Genomic DNA, 20,072 nt, shown 5'->3' with positions numbered 1-20,072 from the left:
GGTGTCGAAGGGCGGTGTCGAAGGGCGGTGTCGAAGGGCGGTGTCGAAGGGCGGTGTCGAAGGGCGGTGTCGAAGGGCGGTGTCGAAGGGCGGTGTCGAAGGGCGGTGTCGAAGGGCGGTGTCGAAGGGCGGTGTCGAAGTAAGCCGAAGTGCTTTCAAAAAGTGCGAGATTTTATGAGGTGGCAACTGAAAAACCTTGCACTTAATTCCTACTTAAAGAAAAAATCGTTCCTATCCAACTTTTGAAACTGTCACCGTGGCGTAGCACCTGTCACCTGTCACCTAGCTTTCACAGATAACTTTTTCAGCAAACCCTACTTAGCTGTTGCATTGTGATTACCTATTTCTTACCCCAGAAAAAACTGCATGGAATTAAAAAATCACTGGTTAACAAGCGATAGAGGCTTTTTAGCACGAATGCTGAAGTTGGTCAATCTCCGACCAGAGGAGCTTGAACGTACTTGGATGATGTTTGCCTTCTACACAATTGTATCTGTAGGGTTGCGCTGGGCTGAGGATAGCACTGTCGCACTGTTTTTGGATAAATATGGCGCGGGACAACTACCCTGGATTTATATTGCTAGTGCAGTCACAGGTGTTGTACTGGTAGTTTTATATTCTTGGTTACAAAAGGTATTTCCCTTGCGTGCGGTAATAGTGGCGATCGCACCAGGGATGGTGATGCCATTATTTCTATTAGTATTCTTGTATGGTGGTGTAAATAATCCCTACTTGGCAATAATTATTGTGTTTCTGCTCCGGTTGTGGGTAGATGCTTGTTATGTAGTTAATGACCTTAACACCTCAATTGTTGCCAATCAATTATTTAACATTCGGGAAATTAAACGCACTTACCCATTAGTCAGTAGTGGCATATTAGTAGCCGATGTGATTAGTGGGTTTAGTTTGCCAATTTTACTGCGATTTGCCAACCTGAATAAAGTCATTCTCATCGCTTGTATTGTCATCTTATTAGGCTCAGGAATTTTATTTTATTTAACTTATAAATATCCTTCTGCTTTCCCCTACACTCCTCAACGAGAAATTACCGAAGAACAAGCATCTCGACATCGCCGCCTAGAAACACCTCTAAAACGCTATGTTTGGCAATTATTCGCCTTTTTTGCGCTGTTGCAAGCCATCGGCTTGTTAATAGATTTTCAGTATTTGCGGGAACTCAATTCTAGTTTAGGCGAACAACAACTGGCCAGCTTCTTAGGTGTATTTGGTGGGCTGGTGGGAATGTGTGAATTAACTACTCAGTGGTTTATTTCCAGCCGCTTGATTGAAAAATTAGGGGTGTTTTTCACAGCAGCACTTTTACCACTGACTGTAGGCTTTTTATTACCAGGGGCCATTTCATTTTTGGGATTATTTCCAGCTATCGAAGAACCTGGATTTTTTTGGGGTTTAATCAGTCTCAAATTCTGTGATGAACTGCTACGCTATACCTTTGTTATTAGTAGTGGTCCAGCACTTTATCAACCTATTCCTGAGAGGATTCGTAGCCGGATGCAGGCATTATCCAGTGGTACAGCCGAAGCGATCGCCTCTGGTTTAACAGGGTTAACCATTTTTGGCAGCATACACATCATTGATCAATTTGTACCTCAAGGACTAAAAAAATGGGTATTAATCGGTGAAACCGTCATAGTGGCAGCTACCTGTTTAAAAGTCGTGTGGGAATTGCGATCGCGCTATGTTGATGTCTTAGTTTTAAGTGCTGAACGGGTAGGATTAAGTACAAATACTGTTGGTTTACGCGCCTTCAAACAGGGCATCATCAAAGCTTTAGTAGAAAAAGGCAGCAACACCGATAAACACTCTTGTTTAGAAGTTTTAGCCCAAATCGATCTCCCCGGTGCCGGACAAGTTTTAGCACCATTGCTAGTGAAATTACCTTCAGATTTGCAAAAGTCCAGCCTAGAAATTATGTTGCTGAGTGGAGCAAAGCCCCTGTACGTGCCGGAAGTTCGCCGCTTATTGGATCAGCCTCAAGCCACCCTAGATCCAGAAGTCTTTGCTTTGGCTATGCGTTATGTTTGGTTAGCAGAAGAGAATCTGAATATAAGTCTCTTAGAACCTTACATAGAACCACCAAACCATTCACTGATCCGTGCCACAGCAGCAGCCTTGCTATTGCGTCAAGGTACACCGATGCAACAGGCCGCAGCTACGAAAACTCTACGACGAATGCTCACCCATAAACAAGAACAAGAAAGGATCAACGGAGTCAGGGCGCTCAGAGAAGTGGTTTATTTACAGGCTTTGCGGGTTCACATTCCCAATTTATTACAAGATGAATCATTACGAGTACGCTGTGCGGTTTTAGAAATGATTACTGCTACTGGCATGGAAGAATACTATCCCACACTCTTAGCCGCACTATATTATAAATCCACTCGCATAACAGCTATGCAATGTTTAGTGAGTATGGAAAATGAAGCCATACCCATGTTATTAAAACTGGCTACGAATGTTTATAAACCCGAAGTAGTGAGAATGTACGCTTGGCGTACCATTGCTCAAATCGATACAGTAGAAGCAATAGAAACTTTATGGCTAAACTTGGAAACATCCACGGGTACTAGCAGGGAACATATTCTCCGCAGCTTGCTGAAAATTTACCAACACCCAGACAAGAGCAATGTTATAGATAAATTCTCTGAAAGTCGAGTAGAAGCGTTAATTGAGCAAGAATTAGGATTTCTGGGTGAAATTTATGCAGCCTATATAGACTTTCATAATTTGGAGTCTTTAGAAAATTATCATGGCAATGAAAGGCTTGTCACTATTGCCCAGTTGCTACAACGCTCACTTCTAGAATTAGAGTTAGATGCCAGAGACAGATTATTGTTGTTATTGAAACTGCTTTACCCAGCAGAAAAGATGCAGGCAGCAGCTTTTAATCTCCAATCTCAATCATTGATAAATTTAGCAAGGGGATTGGAAATTTTAGACCACACTGTAAATTTACCTTGTAAGTCTCTATTGCTGAATATTTTAGATCGAAGACCAGAAGCAGAAAAACTCAAGTATCTTGTCGATGGGGGATTTTGGCAATATGAAAATATTTCCATTAATGAGCGCATCCGTAAACTTATCAACCAGGGAAATTTGCTCTCTGACTGGTGTTTAGCTTGCTGTTTTCATTTTGCTCAAGCTGCTTACGTGCGACTGACAACGACGGAAATTTTGACAAATTTGCGCCATCCTACAGGTTTTGTCAGAGAAGCAGTGATTTCATACTTGAGTGTGGTTTCCCAGCGAGTGCTGCAAGAAATTCTACCCCATTTGCAAACAGACTCCCATCCACTTGTGGCCGCTCAAGTCAAGAAGTTAATAGCAAAATATAACAAGAGTCAGTAGTTAGGAGGCAGGAGGCAGAGGGCTGTCTTGCTGGAGGAAATAAGTAGGGTTTGCTGAAAAAGTCAAAGACTTTTTTTTCACCCTATCTAAATAGTTTGTTTGGTGTAAATTTTCCTTTTTTGGGGCAGTATTCAGAACAATTCATAGCTTCTTCTGTGAGAACTATATCAGGTCTCACTGCACACTTCAAATAATGGTTATTTGAGAAAAATTTACAGTTTTTACAGGGAACTTGATGTAAACTATTGACACTAAAAGCTATTTTATTGTCTGCATGAGAACGAAGTTTTTGGACAATAAACAGAAAAATTGCCCAAATAAATACAAAGCTGAGTGGACTTAAAGCTATTGCTAAATCGGAGATGTTTAATCCTTCCTGTTGTGCGTATTCCTTTTGACTTTCGGTTTGTGTTAAACCATGAAAGGTTTTATTTAACGCTACCTTATCTACCTGATGTTGTAATATGTCTTCAATATACATATTATTTACCTGCTCTATATAATACGCTTTCTCAGCAATTTGTGAAAAATTAGATTATTTATTCAATTATAGGTGTAACAAAATAAAACCTTGGCTATCTCTGTCGATAGGTTTGCTTGTAAATATCTGAATGTATATCCAAGGTAAGAAATTGACAAAAATTACAAATTAATTAAATTAATGCAGCCGTAGGGAGAGAGTGTTAAAATAATTCTGGGGATAGAGGAATAATGTCAAAAATTGTCTATTTGAATTAGACAAATAATCTCTTGGTCAATTAAATTGATGTTAAAATAATTAGGGCTTGCTGAATAAACCTAAAACCTTGATATATCAAAGGTTAGAGGCTGATAAACACAGAAATTAGTGCAAGGGTTTTGAAGGGTATACCGGAAAAAGTGTGCATTTTTTGGGATTTCAAGAGATGGCAAAGAAATTTTCAAATCTCCTCCTGACTCCTGACTCCTGACTCCTATGCCCTCACGGAAAGACTTTCTCAGCAACCCCTAATTATAGGATCGGGAAATATGAACTTGCTATTTTTCCAAAGGATTCCTGTAACTGCATTAGTATTACTTTGGCTGGCTTACAATCTGCTAGGATGGTATTTAGCAGCGCATCAGATTGTTTGGTTAGTAGGAGCTTTTGTGGCGGCGATCGCTATAGCTATAGTCAGAAAAAGTAATTCTTGGTTAGAAAATCTTTTAGTTTTTGGTTCTCAAACTTTAGTTGTCGTCTTGGTTCTCAGTGCATCCATCGCTTTAATAGCAATTTGGTCAATTTTATTCAGCATATTTCTTATCCCATTAGCAACCACGTTGTTAGCTGATTTAGAAATGCGTTTTTCTGGATTTAGCAAAACATATTCTTTTTGGATTTTAACATTTATTGCTATCTCAGGTTTAGCTGTTGGTGAGATGATAGACATCCTCATTTTTCCCAGTATTAAATACTAAATTTGATCAGAAGTAGGGGCGAAGCATTCGGAAAATAGCTTGTTGATAAAATTGATAATTTGTTGCCCGAATGCTTCGCCCTTACAGGAAAATAGCTTGTTGATAAAATTGATAATTTGTTGCCCGAATGCTTCGCCCTTACAGGAAAATAGCTTGTTGATAAAATTGATAATTTGTTGCCCGAATGCTGATGCTTCCAGCACGCTTCGCAAACGCCTGTACAGGAGTCAGAATGTTTGCAAATTGTGGGTTTTATTCAACGCTTGCAAAATCTGACTACTGAAAGCTGATAGCTGATGGCTGAATGCTTACCTTTGCTTTATGTTTATTTTTTCTCTAACCGAGATTTTACATCTGCTGCAAAGTCTTCATATCTTCTCAAAGGAGTTACTTCTACTTGTACATTTTGACCCATTTTTTTCATGATAGGTAAATCTAAGAGAATTTGATCCAGTGTGTCAGGTGTGGGAACATCAACAATAACAATTACTCGACGAGTTCCCACACATTTCCACAAATCTACAACAATTCCTGCTTGCTTTGCTTGTAGTGCTGCATCTGCTTCTTCACTCCAAATGGTAAAGAGTTCTTGCTGTGTCATGTCGTCGGGGTATTCAACGTGAAAATCTAAGTGATATAGCATGATTAATTTTCCTAAATTTGGTTAATTACAATTAATAAAATACTATAGATTCAGGTTTCGCGCAAAGTGTTATGATAATTTTAATTCACAGAAGTTCTAAAAGATTCCAAATAACTTACTAGACAATCTGGGGTGTCCGCATATTGGGACAAATTAGAAATTAGTGTTGTTTCCCGCAAATTTAAGGTGACTTTTATTTTTTTAGTAAAATACTTGGGATTGCCTTTATTTGCTTCTTCAATTAGTTTTTGCATAATTTTGAATAAAAAATAAATTTCAAATTTACCTCTAAAACTTTTTTGACGATCTTGTGAACACAGGTGATTTTGCTTTAAATTTAGTTCTTTCTATTTTTCCGTGACAAAATCATCTAAATCTATTGCATTTGTATCTAACTCATTATCAAAAATGAATGGTGAATGTGTGACAGCTAAAAGCAGTTTACATTTACCAGATTTCAAGATATCAGGTAGTAATAATCTTTGCCATTCCAGGGAAAGAGAAAGTTCAGGTTCATCAAACAAAATTATGTATTCATCATCTGAGTCAAGATAAATTTTAGAAAACAAGGATATAATTTGTTTTTCACCAGAGGATAAATTTCTAATATCTATTGGTTGATTATTTATTTCTTGGACTATGGAAATTTTTACACTTGTTTCATCATAGACAATACGTTTTTTATGTAGATATTTATTACAAACTTCGGCAAATTTTTTAATCGAATGATCTTTTTCTCTTTGTGGCTCATATAAGCCAAGCAGTTTAGATAAATAATAAACTAATTGATTATATTCGGGAGATTTTATTTTTCCTGAATTAACCAGTTCTTCTATTTTGTTTTTATCATTTTCAGGTATGTTATTTCCTATTCTATTTAATACTATATTTAAGGTTTCAGGTTGGATACTATCCCTCATTTCTTGAGTTGGTGTAGTAACTTCAACAAACTGAGTTAACATTTCACCATTTACTTTTGGTAATAATTCTAAAGTTGCATCTTTGATATTTTTTTCAATTCTATCAAATTTTGCAATTACATCGTCCATTCCAAACTGAATTAATCGCTTATCCTCTTTACCAAAATTTAATTCTTCATTACCTAAATTTTTTAGTTCTTCTTCAATCCTTCTATAAGTAGGGAAATATAATATTGATTCCTGCAAATTTTCTCTAATATTTTTTTTAATATTGATTGAATTTTCCTCAATCATTGTTCTAGCAAAACCTTTTATAGTAGTAGCTGGTATTATAATATTTCCAGCCATACTAACATCTCTAAATGCTACAGAGTTAAATGTTTCAATTAAAGCAGAAGCAGTTAAATCACTTTTTTTAATTTCAACACTTACTCCAGATGCAAATTCAAGAACGACCGATTCAAAATCAATGGTAATTAATCTACTAAACTTACAAGATATTGAATAGTAAAGAGCATTTAAAATGGTAGTTTTACCAGAACCATTTTCAGCTATAAGAATAACAGCTTCTTTATCAAAAGGTATTTTCACATCTTTATAGCCAAATAAGCCGTTGATAGAAAATGACTTCAAACTACTAGAATTAAGATAATCACTTAACAGCATAATTATTGATTTTGACAATTTATAGCTGTGATTTTGAGACTATTTGTTGCATAGGTTCTATACTAACTCATCTTTAGGACAGAATCAATTACGAATTACGAATTATTTTAAACCGGCGGTATACCTTCTTCTTCCACAGGACGAATAATAGCCGGCGCTGGTGTTATTTCTGGCTGAAAAATCGCCTGTAAAGCTTGTTCTAATGTCTGTGCCATGACAATGCGGTTTTCATAGGCAACAACTACCCTAACCAAAGTTGGTAAACTATTCTGGGTTGCTTCTAAATAAATTGGCTCAACATATAATAAAGATTGTTCAATGGGAACAATTAAAAGATTACCTTGTATTGCTCTTGATCCTTGACGATTCCATAATGAAATTTGTTGAGAAATTACTGGATCTTGGTTAATTCTAGCTTCTATTTGTTCTGGTCCATAAATTAAACGTTCTTTAGGAAAATTATAAAGCAGCAATTTACCGTAATTTTCTCCATCAGAACGCGCTGCTAACCAAGCAATTAAATTTGTTCTTTCTTTTGGTGTGTAAGGAAGCAATAAAATAAATTCTTCAAAAGGAACACCAGGAAGACTGGTAATTAAATAGTAAGGTTCAACTTGACGGGGTTCAGTTCCGTAAATTTCTTGGGGTATTTGCCATTGGTCTTCCCGGTTATAAAATACTTGAGGGTTAGTAATATGATAAATCATTAACCGCTCAGATTGAATTTTGAAAAAGTCTACCGGATAGCGAATATGACTAAGGAGATTAATAGGCATATTTGTTAGCGGTTGGAACATTTGCGGGAAAATTTTTGACCAAGCAATAATTAGCGGATCTTGAGGTTGAGCAACATAAAATCTGACAGTGCCGTTGTAAGCATCAATGACGATTTTAACAGAATTACGAATATAGTTAATACCGTCTTTATTTTGATCTGAGTAGGGATAATGACTGCTGGTAGTGTAAGCATCTACTATCCAATAAAGATAATTTTTTGCACCGGGAAATTGTTGATTTTTATCATCTGGGTTGGCATCAGCGGCAACTATATAAGGTTCACTATCAAATTGTAAAAAAGGGGCGATCGCTCTAATTCTTTGGTTAATATTTCGCCGGAATAATACCTTTGTTTCTGGTAGAGAGTCCCGTGTAAATATCATTTGCCAGTCTTTTAAATATGTGGCAAATAACCACCGTCTCCATAAAGAACCTATTCTAATTCCACCGCTGCCATCGTAGGTATTATAAACGTTATCACTACCACTGGGATAATCTAATTCTTTAACTTTTGTCCCAGTCATGACATGAGTATTAGAAATTTCTCCATAATAAATTCGCGGTTCACCAATAGGAATACTTTCCCGAATAGCTGCATTAGCAGTAGTTAAAGCTGCACCATTACCACTAATATCTTTGACAAAATATTCTGGTAAACCACCTGGTGCAACTGTATTTACTGGACTCATGGTAAAACCATAACCATGAGTGTAAATTAAATTGCGGTTTACCCATGTTTGTGCTTGTTGTGGGACAGCATTATAATCTAATTCTCTGGCGGCTATTAGTACCTGACGTTTTTCATTTGTTGGGGGTTCTTGTTGGTTAGTTTGGTTGCTGATAATGTAGCGATCAATATCGGCATCAGGAAACGCATAATAAGGACGAATTTGTTGTAATTGTCGGTTAGTTTTTAATAGTGGTTCTTGATCCCAAAGCCGAATATTGCGAATAGTTAAATCATTGGCTTTGATATCTGCTTGGGTTAATTTTCCTTGGGGATTAAAAGTTTGAGCATCTATGGCTTCTAAATCAAATGCTTGACGAGTGAGGGCGATAGTGCGTTGAATATAAGGTGTTTCTCTCTGTAATTCATTGGGTTGAACTATAAAAGATTGGATAACCGCAGGTACAATAAAATCACCTGCAATTAATAATAATAAATAAATACCTAAACTATAAATTACCCATTGATGATGTTGAGATTTGGGTTTCCAAAATAAAGTTTGCCATAATAAATAAAAGGCGATCGCCACAGCTAAAACACATAACATGGTATCAGCGGGCAACTGTATTTTAACATCAGTGAAACTAGCCCCAAAACTCACCCCACGGGGAGAATAAACCAGTTCATAACGACTTAACCAAAAACCAAAGGCTATCACCAACATTAAACCGCCACCTAAGCCGAATAAATGACGTTTTTGTGTGGGCGAAAACCCAGGAAAAATGCCTTGACTGATACTGTCTCCTGATACAAGATAGGTGAGAGTAACAGCAAGAAAACCATATAAAAATAAACCTATCAGCCAAAAAGCTAACAGTTCCCAGAGAGGAAGGGAAAAAATATAAAAGCTGATATCTTTGCCAAATAAAGGTTCTGTGCTGTTGAAGGGGGTGGAGTGCAAATACAACAAGATTTTTTCCCATTGTTGAGATATTAACCACCCAAAACCGAAACTAAAAATAATAGCGATCGCCCACAGCAAAAACTGAGAATATATCAAAAGAGCGATCGCCATCACTACCGCTAAAGCAAAATACCAGACTTGCCCAATAATTCTCATGCTCAAGTTCCAAACTATCTCTGGTCTAAATAAGATAGTAAAAGGTGAATTAACCTGATTAATTTCTCCATTCCAGTAACTTAACGCAACTTGTCCATAATGGCTGAAAATTAACCCCACTAAAAAACTCAAGCTTAACGTTAGCGGTAACAACCAGAATAATTTAATTTGTGTCTTTCCTGTCGCAATTGGCGGAGTTTGATAAATTTGCTTATATTGCGGACTCAGAAAATTTGTTAGTTCCCTACTCAGTGTAGTTTGTTCAATTCTTGCTGGCTCAATTTTCAGAGACTGGGGATATTGCCAACGTTTTGCTAAAATTAAATTTCCCAGTAAATAGATCATACTCAAGCTAACAACACTCACCCATAAAGCACCTTGAGTTATTAACCGCACTAGAAAAGTTGGCAAATAACCAACTTCTTGAAACCAAAAAATTTCCGCCCCTAAATGAGAAGCTAGATCCAAGATGAGCCACAAACCCAAGCAAACGATAATAACTCTAAAGCACCATTTGAAAAACATTGATTTTCTAAGGAATAGGGAATAGGGAATAGAGAATAGGGGAAATCAAAGTTCCAGCTTTTGCCTTTTGCCTCTAAAAGTTGTTAATTCCAATTACCAATCATTGTAAAAGCAGACCAATAATTGGGATAAGTTGATTTTACCTGAATTAACAAGTTTTGGAGGTAGAGGAATAGGCTTTTTTGGAGAAAGATATAATTCTTTATCTGTTATGCGTACTTCTCCTTTCAGCATAGCTAGGAAGCTGTAAATCAAGAAATGTCAAGTAGCAATATCAAAAATTTAGGTAGAACTTTCCCAGCAAGTCTATCCTGCTAACATGAAATATTATTTATACCTCACAATCCAATTCATTATATCAATAATCATGGTAGTTTTTGTACTTTAGTAAAGATTAATTTACTTAATAGTTTTTTCCCTGGGACTATTGTAATTAATTTTCCTGTTAAGACTGAAATCTAAACTTCTTGAGGGAAAATAGAGGAAAATAGAAAATATTTGTGAGCATCACCTATTTAATCATTTATAGGTATAAAATAAATAGTATACGCATTTATTTGCACGTTAATAAACAGTATAAATACATCTATCTTTCACAGAGAAACTACAGAGTAACCAAAATTAAGGTATTATTTACTTCTGAGGGTTAATTAGGGTTTGCTGAATAAACCTAAAACCTTGATATATCAAAGGTTACACGCTGATAAACACAGAAATTAGTGTGCATTTTTTGGGATTTCAAGAGATGGCAAAGAAATTTTCAAATCTCCTCCTGACTCCTGACTCCTATGCCCTCACGGAAAGACTTTCTCAGCAACCCCTAATTAACGGTTAAAATTTTACTCTTTTTACTCTTTTTACTCTGTCAAAACCTCGTTAATTTTATAAACAGTAATTATGCTTACTAGCGTTGATCGTTTATTATTTGTCCGTCGCGTACCTATTTTTAAAGAATTGCGGGATGATTTTGTCGTGCGACTTGCTTCTGTGATGAATGAGTTATCATACCCTGCGAATCACAGTATTTTCAAACAAGGAGAAGAAGGGCGATCGCTCTATATTATTGTCTCAGGTAAAGTCAAAGTCCATATCGGAGATACAAAATTAGCAGAAGTTGATACAGGAAAATACTTTGGAGAAATGGCAGTATTTGATACTCAGTCTCGTTCTGCTTCTGTGACAACTTTAGAAGCTTGTGAATGTTTAGAACTCACCCAAGAGCAACTTTATGATGCTATTGAAGAAACTCCAGAAATAGCGGTGAATATTATTCGTCAATTATCTCGTATTATTCGTAAACTCAATGAAAGTATTAGTCATTAGTCATTAGTTAGGAGATCCCGAAGGTTAGAAGCAATTAGTAGTATAATATTCCAAGATACTAAGGAGTTAATTATATGCAAATAAGACTTAAATCAAAAGTTGATACACAAGGTAAATTATTGTTACAACTTCCCCAAGAATTAGCTAATCAAGAATTAGTAATGATTATTACTAATTCTGGTTCTTCGGTACTTGTTATGCTAAATTACTAATTGGGTAAGAGGGAACAGGGAACTCTTAACAGGGAACAGGGGAAACGCATCTAAATTTTATTGACAAAACACCATTTTTATGTACAAACGAAGGAATCCTTATTTATCGTTTGATTGATTTTTTCAGAGTCATCGTGATGGTTTAAATTATTGTCAATAATGTAGACGTTAATGCGAATTTTTAGGTCATTATTGAGATTGAATTGTCCTTATTGATAAGATGCGTTTCCCCTGGGGAATTCATTCCCTGACGGTTTTTGTACCGCACTAAATTTTAAACATTCTTGTAAAAACCTTTGGGGAATTTCTATACTTTCTCCCCAATGTTGATGAACATAAGAAGCATGAACATTAGGAATATTAGGTAAATTCCATCCTTCAAAACCTGTATTTTCTTCACAGTCATAACGATAGGTATCAAACAATGATTTTTGCGGGTTTGTAATTACATGAGAACGATGAAATTCATGTCCATAAATATTTGTACCCGCATTTAATAAAAAGCTATTTTCTAAAACTACTGCGCGACGATATCCTAAAGTTAATTTTTTATCCATTTGTGCAGATGTGGGTAATATTCCTACCATTGTCCAAGATTGATTTTCAAAATCAATAATATTTTCACACAAATACATTAAACCCCCACATTCAGCAATGGTGGGTATTCCTGATAAAATCGCTGTTTTTACTTCTTGAATAACTTTAATATTTGCTGCTAGTTCTTGTGCAAATACTTCAGGAAAACCACCACCAAAATACATTCCTTGAATATCTTTTGGTAATTGAGTATCTTTTAAAGGACTCCAAAATATTAATTCTGCTCCCAGGTTCTCTAATAAATCTAAGTTGTCTTGATAATAGAAATTAAAAGCTTGATCCCGTGCAACAGCAATTTTGATTTTTGATTTTTGATTTTCTTTTATTTCTCCGCTTTCTCTGTGTCTGTGCGGTTCGTTGATTTGAAAATTAGGAACATCTGAAGACAGAATTTCAGTTACTTGTAATAGTGGTAGTAATTTTTCCCAATCAAAACAATGATCGCCTAAATCTGCAAGACGATGAATTACATCATCTAATTCTGGTAATTCTCCAGTAGGAACTAAACCCAGATGACGATCAGGAATAGTAATATTATCCTGTCTTCTGAGAACACCCAAAATAGGTAAGTTGAGAGTTTTCAAGGAATTTTTTAATAAAGATAAATGGCGATCGCTCCCTACTCTATTTAAGACTAATCCAGCAATTTTAACTCTCTGATCCAAACTACAATAACCATGTGCGATCGCTGCCACTGAACCAGACAAACGACTACAATCAATTACTAATATTACCGGGCTATCTAATAATCTGGCAACATGGGCTGTACTAGCAAAGTCCATTTGATGATTGCCATTTTCGGTTGTATTCCAAGAATTACCAACACCATCAAATAAACCCATCACTCCTTCAACCAGAGTATATTCACATTCTTGGGAATGACGCTGAAAACATTTTTGAATATAACTTTCTGAAGTCAAAACCGCATCTAAATTTCGACAAGGACGACCAGTAACATACTGATGAAACATAGGATCAATATAATCTGGACCAACCTTAAAAGATTGTACTTTGACACCACGACGAGACAAAGAGGCTAAAAGTGTAAGTGTCACCGTAGTTTTGCCCACTCCGCTGCGTTCTCCAGCAATAATCAAAGACATGAATTAGGTACAAGATGAAGGGAATATTACTTAATTGTATCTGATGATTATACCTGATATTCCGATCCAAAAAAGCTAACTCAAAGCATTTGGTTTTAAATTAATTTTGCCTGACTCCTGACTCCTGTACGGGCGAAGTAGGGGCGAAGCCTGCTTGTCGGCAGACAGGCATTCGGAAAATAGCCTTGGACAAAAATTTATAATTAGTCGCCCGAATGCTTCGCCCCTACGACTTCTGACTCCTGTACGGGCGAAGCATTCGGAAAATAGCCTTGGACAAAAATTTATAATTAGTCGCCCGAATGCTTCGCCCTTACGACTCCTGACTCCTGTACGGGCGAAGCATTCGGAAAATAGCCTGTTTATAAAATTGATAATTGATTGCCCGAATGCTTCGCCCCTACGACTTCTGACTCCTGTACGGGCGAAGCATTCGGAAAATAGCCTTGGACAAAAATTTATAATTAGTCGCCCGAATGCTTCGCCCCTACGACTTCTGACTCCTGTACGGGCGAAGCATTCGGAAAATAGCCTTGGACAAAAATTTATAATTAGTCGCCCGAATGCTTCGCCCTTACGACTCCTGACTCCTGTACGGGCGAAGCATTCGGAAAATAGCCTGTTTATAAAATTGATAATTGATTGCCCGAATGCTTCGCCCCTACGACTTCTGACTCCTGTACGGGCGAAGCATTCGGAAAATAGCCTTGGACAAAAATTTATAATTAGTCGCCCGAATGCTTCGCCCCTACGACTTCTGACTCCTGTACGGGCGAAGCATTCGGAAAATAGCCTTGGACAAAAATTTATAATTAGTCGCCCGAATGCTTCGCCCCTACGACTCCCCTTGACTCAGGGATTTTCTTTCCTGCGTTTTGACAAACATCGTCCATCGAAATTCAGATTTTCCCAATTATTGCCTCTGTTATTGATAGTGAAGTCAATTAATCTCACGAGACAATGTTCATTTTAGACCCCCTTTTGGTCGTGCTGGTTTTGTTGTCACAAATGTTTTAAAGCAGATCAAAAAACCGATTATTTTTTGGGATGTAGATTTACAAGACTGGCGTGGTAAATCTGCCGCAGAGATGATGAAAATTTTTGAAAATAACTTTCATAATGGCTCAATCATTCTTTTACATGATTCTGATGGTGTAGCAAAAGGAGGAGTATATGCTAGTCGCCATAATACTGTAGAGGTAGTGGAGGAAATTTTGAAAGCTTATACTCCCCAGGGATATGAATTTGTGACTATATCAGAGTTGTTGAAGAGAGGAACTGTAGTTAAAGTACAAGAACGCTGTTTAAAACAATTTTCCAATAATAAAGATGGACGTGAATAATAGGCGCTCTACCGTTTCTGCTCCCTGGTTTCATTTTTTACTGCTGCTGATTTGGTTCGTTATTGGTGTAGGGTTACGTTTGACTAATTTAACCGCCAAACCGCCTTGGACTGATGAATTTGCGACTTTAGTATTTAGCCTGGGCAATAGTTTTTTACCAGTACCTTTAGATCAGGCGATCGCTCCTGATATTTTATTACAACCATTACAAATTAATCCCGCAGTTGGTGTGGGAGAAGTCATCTCTAATATAGTTATAGAAGACCACCATCCACCACTATATTTTGTGCTGGTTCATCTGTGGATGCGGCTATTTCCCCACCCTGAAGGTTTAGTATCTTTGTTGGCAGCACGTTCATTTCCGGCTTTACTGGGTGTGGTTTCTATTCCCTGTGCTTATTTTTTAGGTAAATTAGCTTTTCGTTCTTCATTAGTAGGACAATTAGCGGCTGCAATGATGGCAGTCTCACCCTACGCAGTATTTTTAGCACAAGAAGCCCGTCATTATACTTTGGCTATGCTGTGGGTGATGCTTTCGATAGCTTGTTTGGTAGTTGCTGTTCGTCACTTGGAAAAGCAAAAATTATTACCTTTGTGGTTAATTATTGCTTGGGTAGGAGTTAACGCCTTGGGTTTTGCTACTCATTTCTTTTTTGTGATCACTCTTGGCGCTGAAGTTGTAGCTTTGATTTTTGTGGCTTGGAAACAACAAACTCAGACAAAAACTTGGGTGTTGTTCTCTCCTGTGTGGTGGCGATTTTATTATGTAGTAGCTGGTACAGCTGTTGCTGGGTTAGTGTGGTTGCCTGGTTGGTTACAAAATCGCTACAGCAGTAGTATGACAGAGTGGATTAAAAGTGAACGGGTCGGACTGGGTTGGATTAGCCCCATTTTTCAAGCTTTAGGTACATGGATCACTATGATTTCCTTACTCCCAGTGGAAGCACCTGATTTAACGGTGGTTATTTTCTCTGGGTTGGTGATGTTAATTTTCTTTATTTGGGCAGTGCCAATTTTAATTAGGGGGATAAAAGTTCAATTACAAGCACCGGAAATTGGTTCTATTACTCAAGTATTGATTGGGGTAGTGTTAGGGGCGATCGCTTTCTTTTTCTTCTTTACTTATTTCCTGGGTATTGATCTTACCAGGGGCGCTCGCTATAGTTTTGTTTATTTTCCAGCGGTAATAATTTTACTGGGTGCAAGTCTAGCAGTTTGTTATCAAAATCCCAACATCGGTAAATGGGGTATTACGGGCAAACAAGCTGTAATGCTGATTTGGGTAATGGGGTTAATCAGTGCTATTACAGTTACTTTTAATTTGGGTTATCGCAAATATTACCGCCCTGATTTATTTCTTCCTGTTATTGAACAAAATTCTTCAGTCCCGGTTCTCATTGCCACAACTCATAAAAGTTTAGTACAAACTGGGGAAATGATGGGTATAGCTTGGGAATTAAAATTCTCTGGTTTGCAAGTTAATATTGACAATACTCAATTTCTCCTCGCCCATCAAGCCCAAAACCCCAATACTTCTACTATAGCCCTAGAAAAAACTATCAAAGAATTACCAAGACCTTTTGATTTATGGTTGGTTAATTTTCATGCTCCCATTAGTCAGGAAGTGGAAAAATGTCTGCTTGATGATCAAAAGTTGCCAGGAATATATGGGTATGATTACAAATTGTTTCACTGTAAATGAACTAATAACTGAGAACCTTTAAAGTTGATGAGCAGCTAGAAAAGCATCAACTTCTTGTGCAGTGGATTGATAATTATCCCCATTACAAAGGCATTAAGGTTCTTAATAAACTGATGACTTCAACAGTAACTTCAGGCGGTGCTTTACAAATAAAATCGGCTTCTCTTTGTTGCCAATCTAAGGATTTAACCTGATCGGCTAAAATGACTCCTGATACAGCTAAAGCTGATGGCAAAATTACCTCAAATGGATAGCCCTTTACTTTTGTGGTAATTGGACAAACCAAAGCCAAGCCTACTCGACGATTATATTTTATGGGTGAAATAACAATGGCAGGCCGTCTACCAGCTTGCTCTCTTCCAACTTGAGGAGTAAAATGAATCCAAATTATATCTCCCTGTTGGGGAATGTATATTGTCTCAGAAGCATTCACGACCAACAGGTTCTCCGGTATCTATTTCATTGTGTAAATTTTCTGTTGATACTCTTGATAGCAAATCATCCAAGTTGTATTTTTTTTCAGAAAATACGGGTAAATTGTTAGTTAAACTCTGCACCGCTAAAGATTCGATTGATTGATCTGTTAATTCGGCTAGGTGATGCAATTTTTTAAATAGATTATCTGGAATTTCCAGCATTAATTTGTGGTTTGTCATATTTGGGTTGTTATTCAAACTCTACAAATTATCTCATCTCAAGGGAATATCAGCTGATTGTATTTGATATTCCCCTCATTGTACTATTACTTCAATCAGTGAAAACTGTTGATTTTTAAAGTTGATGATCAGCTAAAAAAGCATCAACTTCTTCTGCTGTGGGTTGGGATGCGATCGCACCTGGTTTAATAGTAGTCAACGCCCCTACCGCACTAGAGTATGTAACAACTCGTTTTGCTGTTTCTGCATCTCTCAAACTATGAATACCCAACTTACTCAACTGATGGAGAAACCCAGCTAAAAAACTATCTCCTGCACCAGTGGTATCCACCACAGGTATAGAAAAAGCTGGTAATTTACCTTCGTTTTCACCTAAACAATAAGCACAACCATTTTCTCCATCGGTGACTAAAACCCCTTCTAATGAGTTTAATCTGTAAGTAATTGCTCCAGGGTCTGTAGTATCAAACAACCATGATGCTTCCTCTTTTGTGAGTTTGAGGAAATCAAAACGTGGCAATAATGCTGCAATTTTTTGCTTTGCTAAATTAGCATCTTGCCAAAATACAGGTCGCCAATTCACATCTAAGATGATTTTCAAATCATATTGTTCCGCTAATTTCAATGCCTGATGAATAGCAGCCTCACTTTCAGGATAAGCTAATTCCAAAGTCCCCAACACCAAAAAATCAGCATCGTTAAACAAAGAATGGGGTAATTGATTAGCTTGTAAGCGGGTGTCGGCAAATTCGCTAGTATCATATTTACCAAAACCAGCAAAAGAGCGATCGCCAGTCAAATCCCTGACTACATAAACTTGTCGCGTTGGTGCTGTCGGATGACGTTGCACACCCGTTGTATCTACACCTACATCTTGTAATAACTTCACCAGTGCATTACCTGGTTGATCTTCTCCTACAGCACCAATAAAACCTGCGGGCGTTCCCAGTTTAACTAAAGCACAAGCCACATTAGCTGGCGCTCCCCCTGGGTAGGGAGTCCAAGAATTGACTTCTTCCAGCTTTAGCCCCATTTGATCCGCTAAACAATCAAACAAAACTTCGCCTAGACACAAAACATGGGGATTACTCATATCATTTTCGATTTACGACTTGGGATTAGGAATATGTATAAAATGTATAAGCATCTTTATTCCTTTGTCTCCAGTTAACCATAAAATAGCAGTTTTTATCACTTTATATAGTACATAATGCTATAAAAACCCAAAATTTACCACTGAAGTAACACTGAATATTTACTGATGAATAGGTTATATTTTATAGAAATTTTGCTTTTAAGAAAATTAACCTTCAGATTAAATTCCCAGAAAATATTGACTTTAGTATTACTAGGAACATTTACAACGTCTAGCTCTGAGAGAATCTTTTAGAATTAGAAAGAGTGATTAAGTACATATACCAAGGGAGAAATAAATAAGCTATGGCTGCTAGTGAGTCTGGGACCCCTGTTAGTCTGTCAGACAGAGAACTGCAAATTATCGACTTAGTGGCCGCAGGCTTAACTAACCAAGAGATTGCAGCAAAACTGGAGATTAGCAAACGTACAGTTGATAATCATATCAGCAACATTCTCACCAAAACAAAGACAGATAACCGAGTCGCTTTGGTTCGCTGGGCTTTACAGTGGGGAAAGGTCTGTTTAAACGATGTGAATTGCTGTACATTACCTAACTACAATGATTCAAATGTGAGTTAGTTTATTAATATGAATCCCTGTGGATGCTGAAAAGTTCAACCATTTTGGATTTTCGATTTGGGGTAGCGAAGCGTAAGCAGCGCAGCGAGTATTTGAGATAGGTACAACCGACAAAGAGTGGAGTATTGAGCTTGCTTCTGAAGTACAAGTACCAAAACACCTCAATCAAAATCGAAAATCTAAAATCTAAAATCTAAAATTGGCAAGATCAATTTTGAGGTTTACAGACTGTTCTCCTCCTCACCTTTATTTTTCAGTGTGAACCTCTACCACAAGTTCCGTGACTTTATCTAGTAAAAGTTGATGCTCTGGGAATCAGCGAATTTTTGCGATCGGAACTGACATACATATCAGAATTTCTCGTTTGATTTAGGCCAAAGGGTTTAGCATTGCTAAACCCCTACTGACTCATGACTCCTGCTATTTTTCAACAAAAATTAGCAATAATCTAGTTGTACAAGCGTTACATTGGAAAGAAATCTATATTACTTTATCCGCTTGGGGGAAAATGAATACTCCAACTTCTTATGCAAATAGCTCATTTCCCTTTAACTTTTTTAATCTTGACTTGATAGCACCATCACCAAACCAAGATACCGACTTACTACAACAGCTATCTTTTGTACCCGGTTTACAAGAAATTCTCATGCTGCGTCAGGTTCATGCCCTAGAACACGCTACTGTTTGGGTTCTGAGTGAGACAAAAAGTGTTGATTCTTCTCCCAAACAGCCTACTCATGTACAGTTTGATAACGAATCATTAAGTGGTTTATCCACAGAACAGGGATTTTACCTTTATGGTGATGTAAATATCAGTTATTTACGGCGTGCAGTAACACTAGCTCAATATCGTCTTACCAACGGAGAATGGGATTTAGCAGTACATCCCCGTTGCGGTACAAATTTATCTGTAGCAATGTTGTTAACTGCTGGATTTGCTATAGGTGTGTCTGTGATGCTACCATTTAGACCTGTTGAGCAACTAGTAGGTTTAGGATTAGCTGCAACTACGGCTTCTGAACTTGCTCCAGATTTAGGTGCTTTCGTTCAACGTTATTTAACAACAGCTATCCCCTTTAACCTTGCAATTGAAAATATCATTCTTACACGGGACACTTGGGGACGTGAAGCGCATTTTGTTAAGGTAAAATGGCGGCAGGTGACTGGTGATTGGTGACTGGGGACTGGGGACTGGTGACTGGTGACTGGTGACTGGGGACTGGTGACTGGTGATTGGTGATTGGGGACACTTCGACAAGCTCAGTGCATCGCTAGGGACTGGGGACTGGTGATTGG

General features: G+C 37.3%; 18 protein-coding genes. 10 read left to right on the top strand and 8 right to left on the bottom strand.

Annotation, left to right across the window (positions count from 1 at the left end):
• Window positions 1-366: 366 nt before the first annotated feature.
• Complete coding sequence (locus H5968_RS21710; RefSeq protein ID WP_187041622.1) at window positions 367-3,369, top strand: MFS transporter; 3,003 nt, start codon at window positions 367-369, stop codon at window positions 3,367-3,369.
• Window positions 3,370-3,451: 82 nt separating this feature from the next.
• Here H5968_RS21710 and H5968_RS21705 read toward each other — a convergent pair whose 3' ends face one another.
• Entirely contained in the window at window positions 3,452-3,850 is a 399-nt protein-coding gene (locus H5968_RS21705) for a hypothetical protein (RefSeq protein ID WP_187041621.1), read from the bottom strand.
• 527 nt (window positions 3,851-4,377) lie between these two features.
• On the opposite strand from H5968_RS21705, the gene H5968_RS21700 reads away from it, so the two are divergent.
• Both H5968_RS21700 and H5968_RS21695 read left to right on the top strand, forming a co-directional pair.
• Complete coding sequence (locus H5968_RS21700; RefSeq protein WP_096566108.1) at window positions 4,378-4,806, top strand: hypothetical protein; 429 nt, start codon at window positions 4,378-4,380, stop codon at window positions 4,804-4,806.
• A 39-nt stretch (window positions 4,807-4,845) separates the two neighbouring features.
• Window positions 4,846-5,082, top strand: a complete 237-nt coding sequence (locus tag H5968_RS21695; protein WP_187041620.1) for a hypothetical protein — start codon at window positions 4,846-4,848, stop codon at window positions 5,080-5,082.
• Window positions 5,083-5,131: 49 nt separating this feature from the next.
• Here H5968_RS21695 and H5968_RS21690 read toward each other — a convergent pair whose 3' ends face one another.
• The 3 genes from H5968_RS21690 to H5968_RS21680 all read right to left on the bottom strand — a co-directional run bounded on the left by H5968_RS21690 (window position 5,132) and on the right by H5968_RS21680 (window position 10,124).
• Complete coding sequence (locus H5968_RS21690; RefSeq protein WP_096566112.1) at window positions 5,132-5,449, bottom strand: muconolactone Delta-isomerase; 318 nt, start codon at window positions 5,447-5,449, stop codon at window positions 5,132-5,134.
• Between the two features lie 347 nt (window positions 5,450-5,796).
• Entirely contained in the window at window positions 5,797-7,035 is a 1,239-nt protein-coding gene (locus H5968_RS21685) for an AAA family ATPase (RefSeq protein ID WP_187041619.1), read from the bottom strand.
• Between the two features lie 107 nt (window positions 7,036-7,142).
• On the bottom strand, window positions 7,143-10,124 hold the full coding sequence (locus tag H5968_RS21680; RefSeq protein ID WP_187041618.1) for a UPF0182 family protein: 2,982 nt from the start codon (window positions 10,122-10,124) through the stop codon (window positions 7,143-7,145).
• Window positions 10,125-11,021: 897 nt separating this feature from the next.
• Between H5968_RS21680 and H5968_RS21675 the strand changes: the two genes are divergently transcribed.
• Together H5968_RS21675 and H5968_RS21670 are read left to right on the top strand one after the other, a co-directional pair.
• Entirely contained in the window at window positions 11,022-11,447 is a 426-nt protein-coding gene (locus tag H5968_RS21675) for a cyclic nucleotide-binding domain-containing protein (protein WP_187041617.1), read from the top strand.
• A gap of 74 nt (window positions 11,448-11,521) precedes the next feature.
• A complete protein-coding gene (locus tag H5968_RS21670; protein WP_187041616.1) occupies window positions 11,522-11,659 on the top strand; it encodes a hypothetical protein in 138 nt (45 codons plus the stop codon).
• Between the two features lie 209 nt (window positions 11,660-11,868).
• On the opposite strand, the gene H5968_RS21665 is transcribed toward H5968_RS21670, so the two are convergent.
• Entirely contained in the window at window positions 11,869-13,359 is a 1,491-nt protein-coding gene (locus tag H5968_RS21665; RefSeq protein ID WP_187041615.1) for a cobyrinate a,c-diamide synthase, read from the bottom strand.
• Window positions 13,360-13,513: 154 nt separating this feature from the next.
• On the opposite strand from H5968_RS21665, the gene H5968_RS21660 reads away from it, so the two are divergent.
• From H5968_RS21660 to H5968_RS21650, 3 genes are all read left to right on the top strand, one after another.
• Entirely contained in the window at window positions 13,514-14,332 is an 819-nt protein-coding gene (locus H5968_RS21660; protein ID WP_187041614.1) for a hypothetical protein, read from the top strand.
• A 115-nt stretch (window positions 14,333-14,447) separates the two neighbouring features.
• On the top strand, window positions 14,448-14,702 hold the full coding sequence (locus H5968_RS21655; protein ID WP_187041613.1) for a hypothetical protein: 255 nt from the start codon (window positions 14,448-14,450) through the stop codon (window positions 14,700-14,702).
• Window positions 14,689-16,404, top strand: coding sequence for a glycosyltransferase family 39 protein (locus H5968_RS21650; protein ID WP_187041612.1), 1,716 nt, complete (start codon window positions 14,689-14,691; stop codon window positions 16,402-16,404). Before H5968_RS21655 ends, H5968_RS21650 begins: the two co-directional genes overlap by 14 nt.
• Before the next feature lie 82 nt (window positions 16,405-16,486).
• On the opposite strand, the gene mazF is transcribed toward H5968_RS21650, so the two are convergent.
• From mazF to H5968_RS21635, 3 genes are all read right to left on the bottom strand, one after another.
• Window positions 16,487-16,837: an endoribonuclease MazF gene (gene mazF / locus H5968_RS21645; RefSeq protein ID WP_370569801.1), complete on the bottom strand. Its 351-nt coding sequence runs from the start codon at window positions 16,835-16,837 to the stop codon at window positions 16,487-16,489.
• Window positions 16,824-17,060 (bottom strand): hypothetical protein, encoded by a 237-nt coding sequence (locus H5968_RS21640; protein ID WP_187041610.1) that lies wholly within the window; start codon window positions 17,058-17,060, stop codon window positions 16,824-16,826. The genes mazF and H5968_RS21640 overlap by 14 nt, the downstream gene beginning before the upstream one ends.
• A gap of 115 nt (window positions 17,061-17,175) precedes the next feature.
• Window positions 17,176-18,153, bottom strand: a complete 978-nt coding sequence (locus tag H5968_RS21635) for a carbohydrate kinase (protein ID WP_096566124.1) — start codon at window positions 18,151-18,153, stop codon at window positions 17,176-17,178.
• Window positions 18,154-18,500: 347 nt separating this feature from the next.
• Between H5968_RS21635 and H5968_RS21630 the strand changes: the two genes are divergently transcribed.
• Both H5968_RS21630 and H5968_RS21625 read left to right on the top strand, forming a co-directional pair.
• Entirely contained in the window at window positions 18,501-18,776 is a 276-nt protein-coding gene (locus H5968_RS21630; protein WP_187041609.1) for a LuxR C-terminal-related transcriptional regulator, read from the top strand.
• A gap of 508 nt (window positions 18,777-19,284) precedes the next feature.
• Entirely contained in the window at window positions 19,285-19,953 is a 669-nt protein-coding gene (locus H5968_RS21625) for a DUF6391 domain-containing protein (protein ID WP_187041608.1), read from the top strand.
• Window positions 19,954-20,072 lie beyond the last annotated feature (119 nt).

The organism is Sphaerospermopsis sp. LEGE 00249 (genome assembly GCF_014299995.1).
GTDB classification, from domain to species: domain Bacteria; phylum Cyanobacteriota; class Cyanobacteriia; order Cyanobacteriales; family Nostocaceae; genus Sphaerospermopsis; species Sphaerospermopsis kisseleviana.
This window is presented reverse-complemented; position numbering and strand designations above follow the sequence as displayed.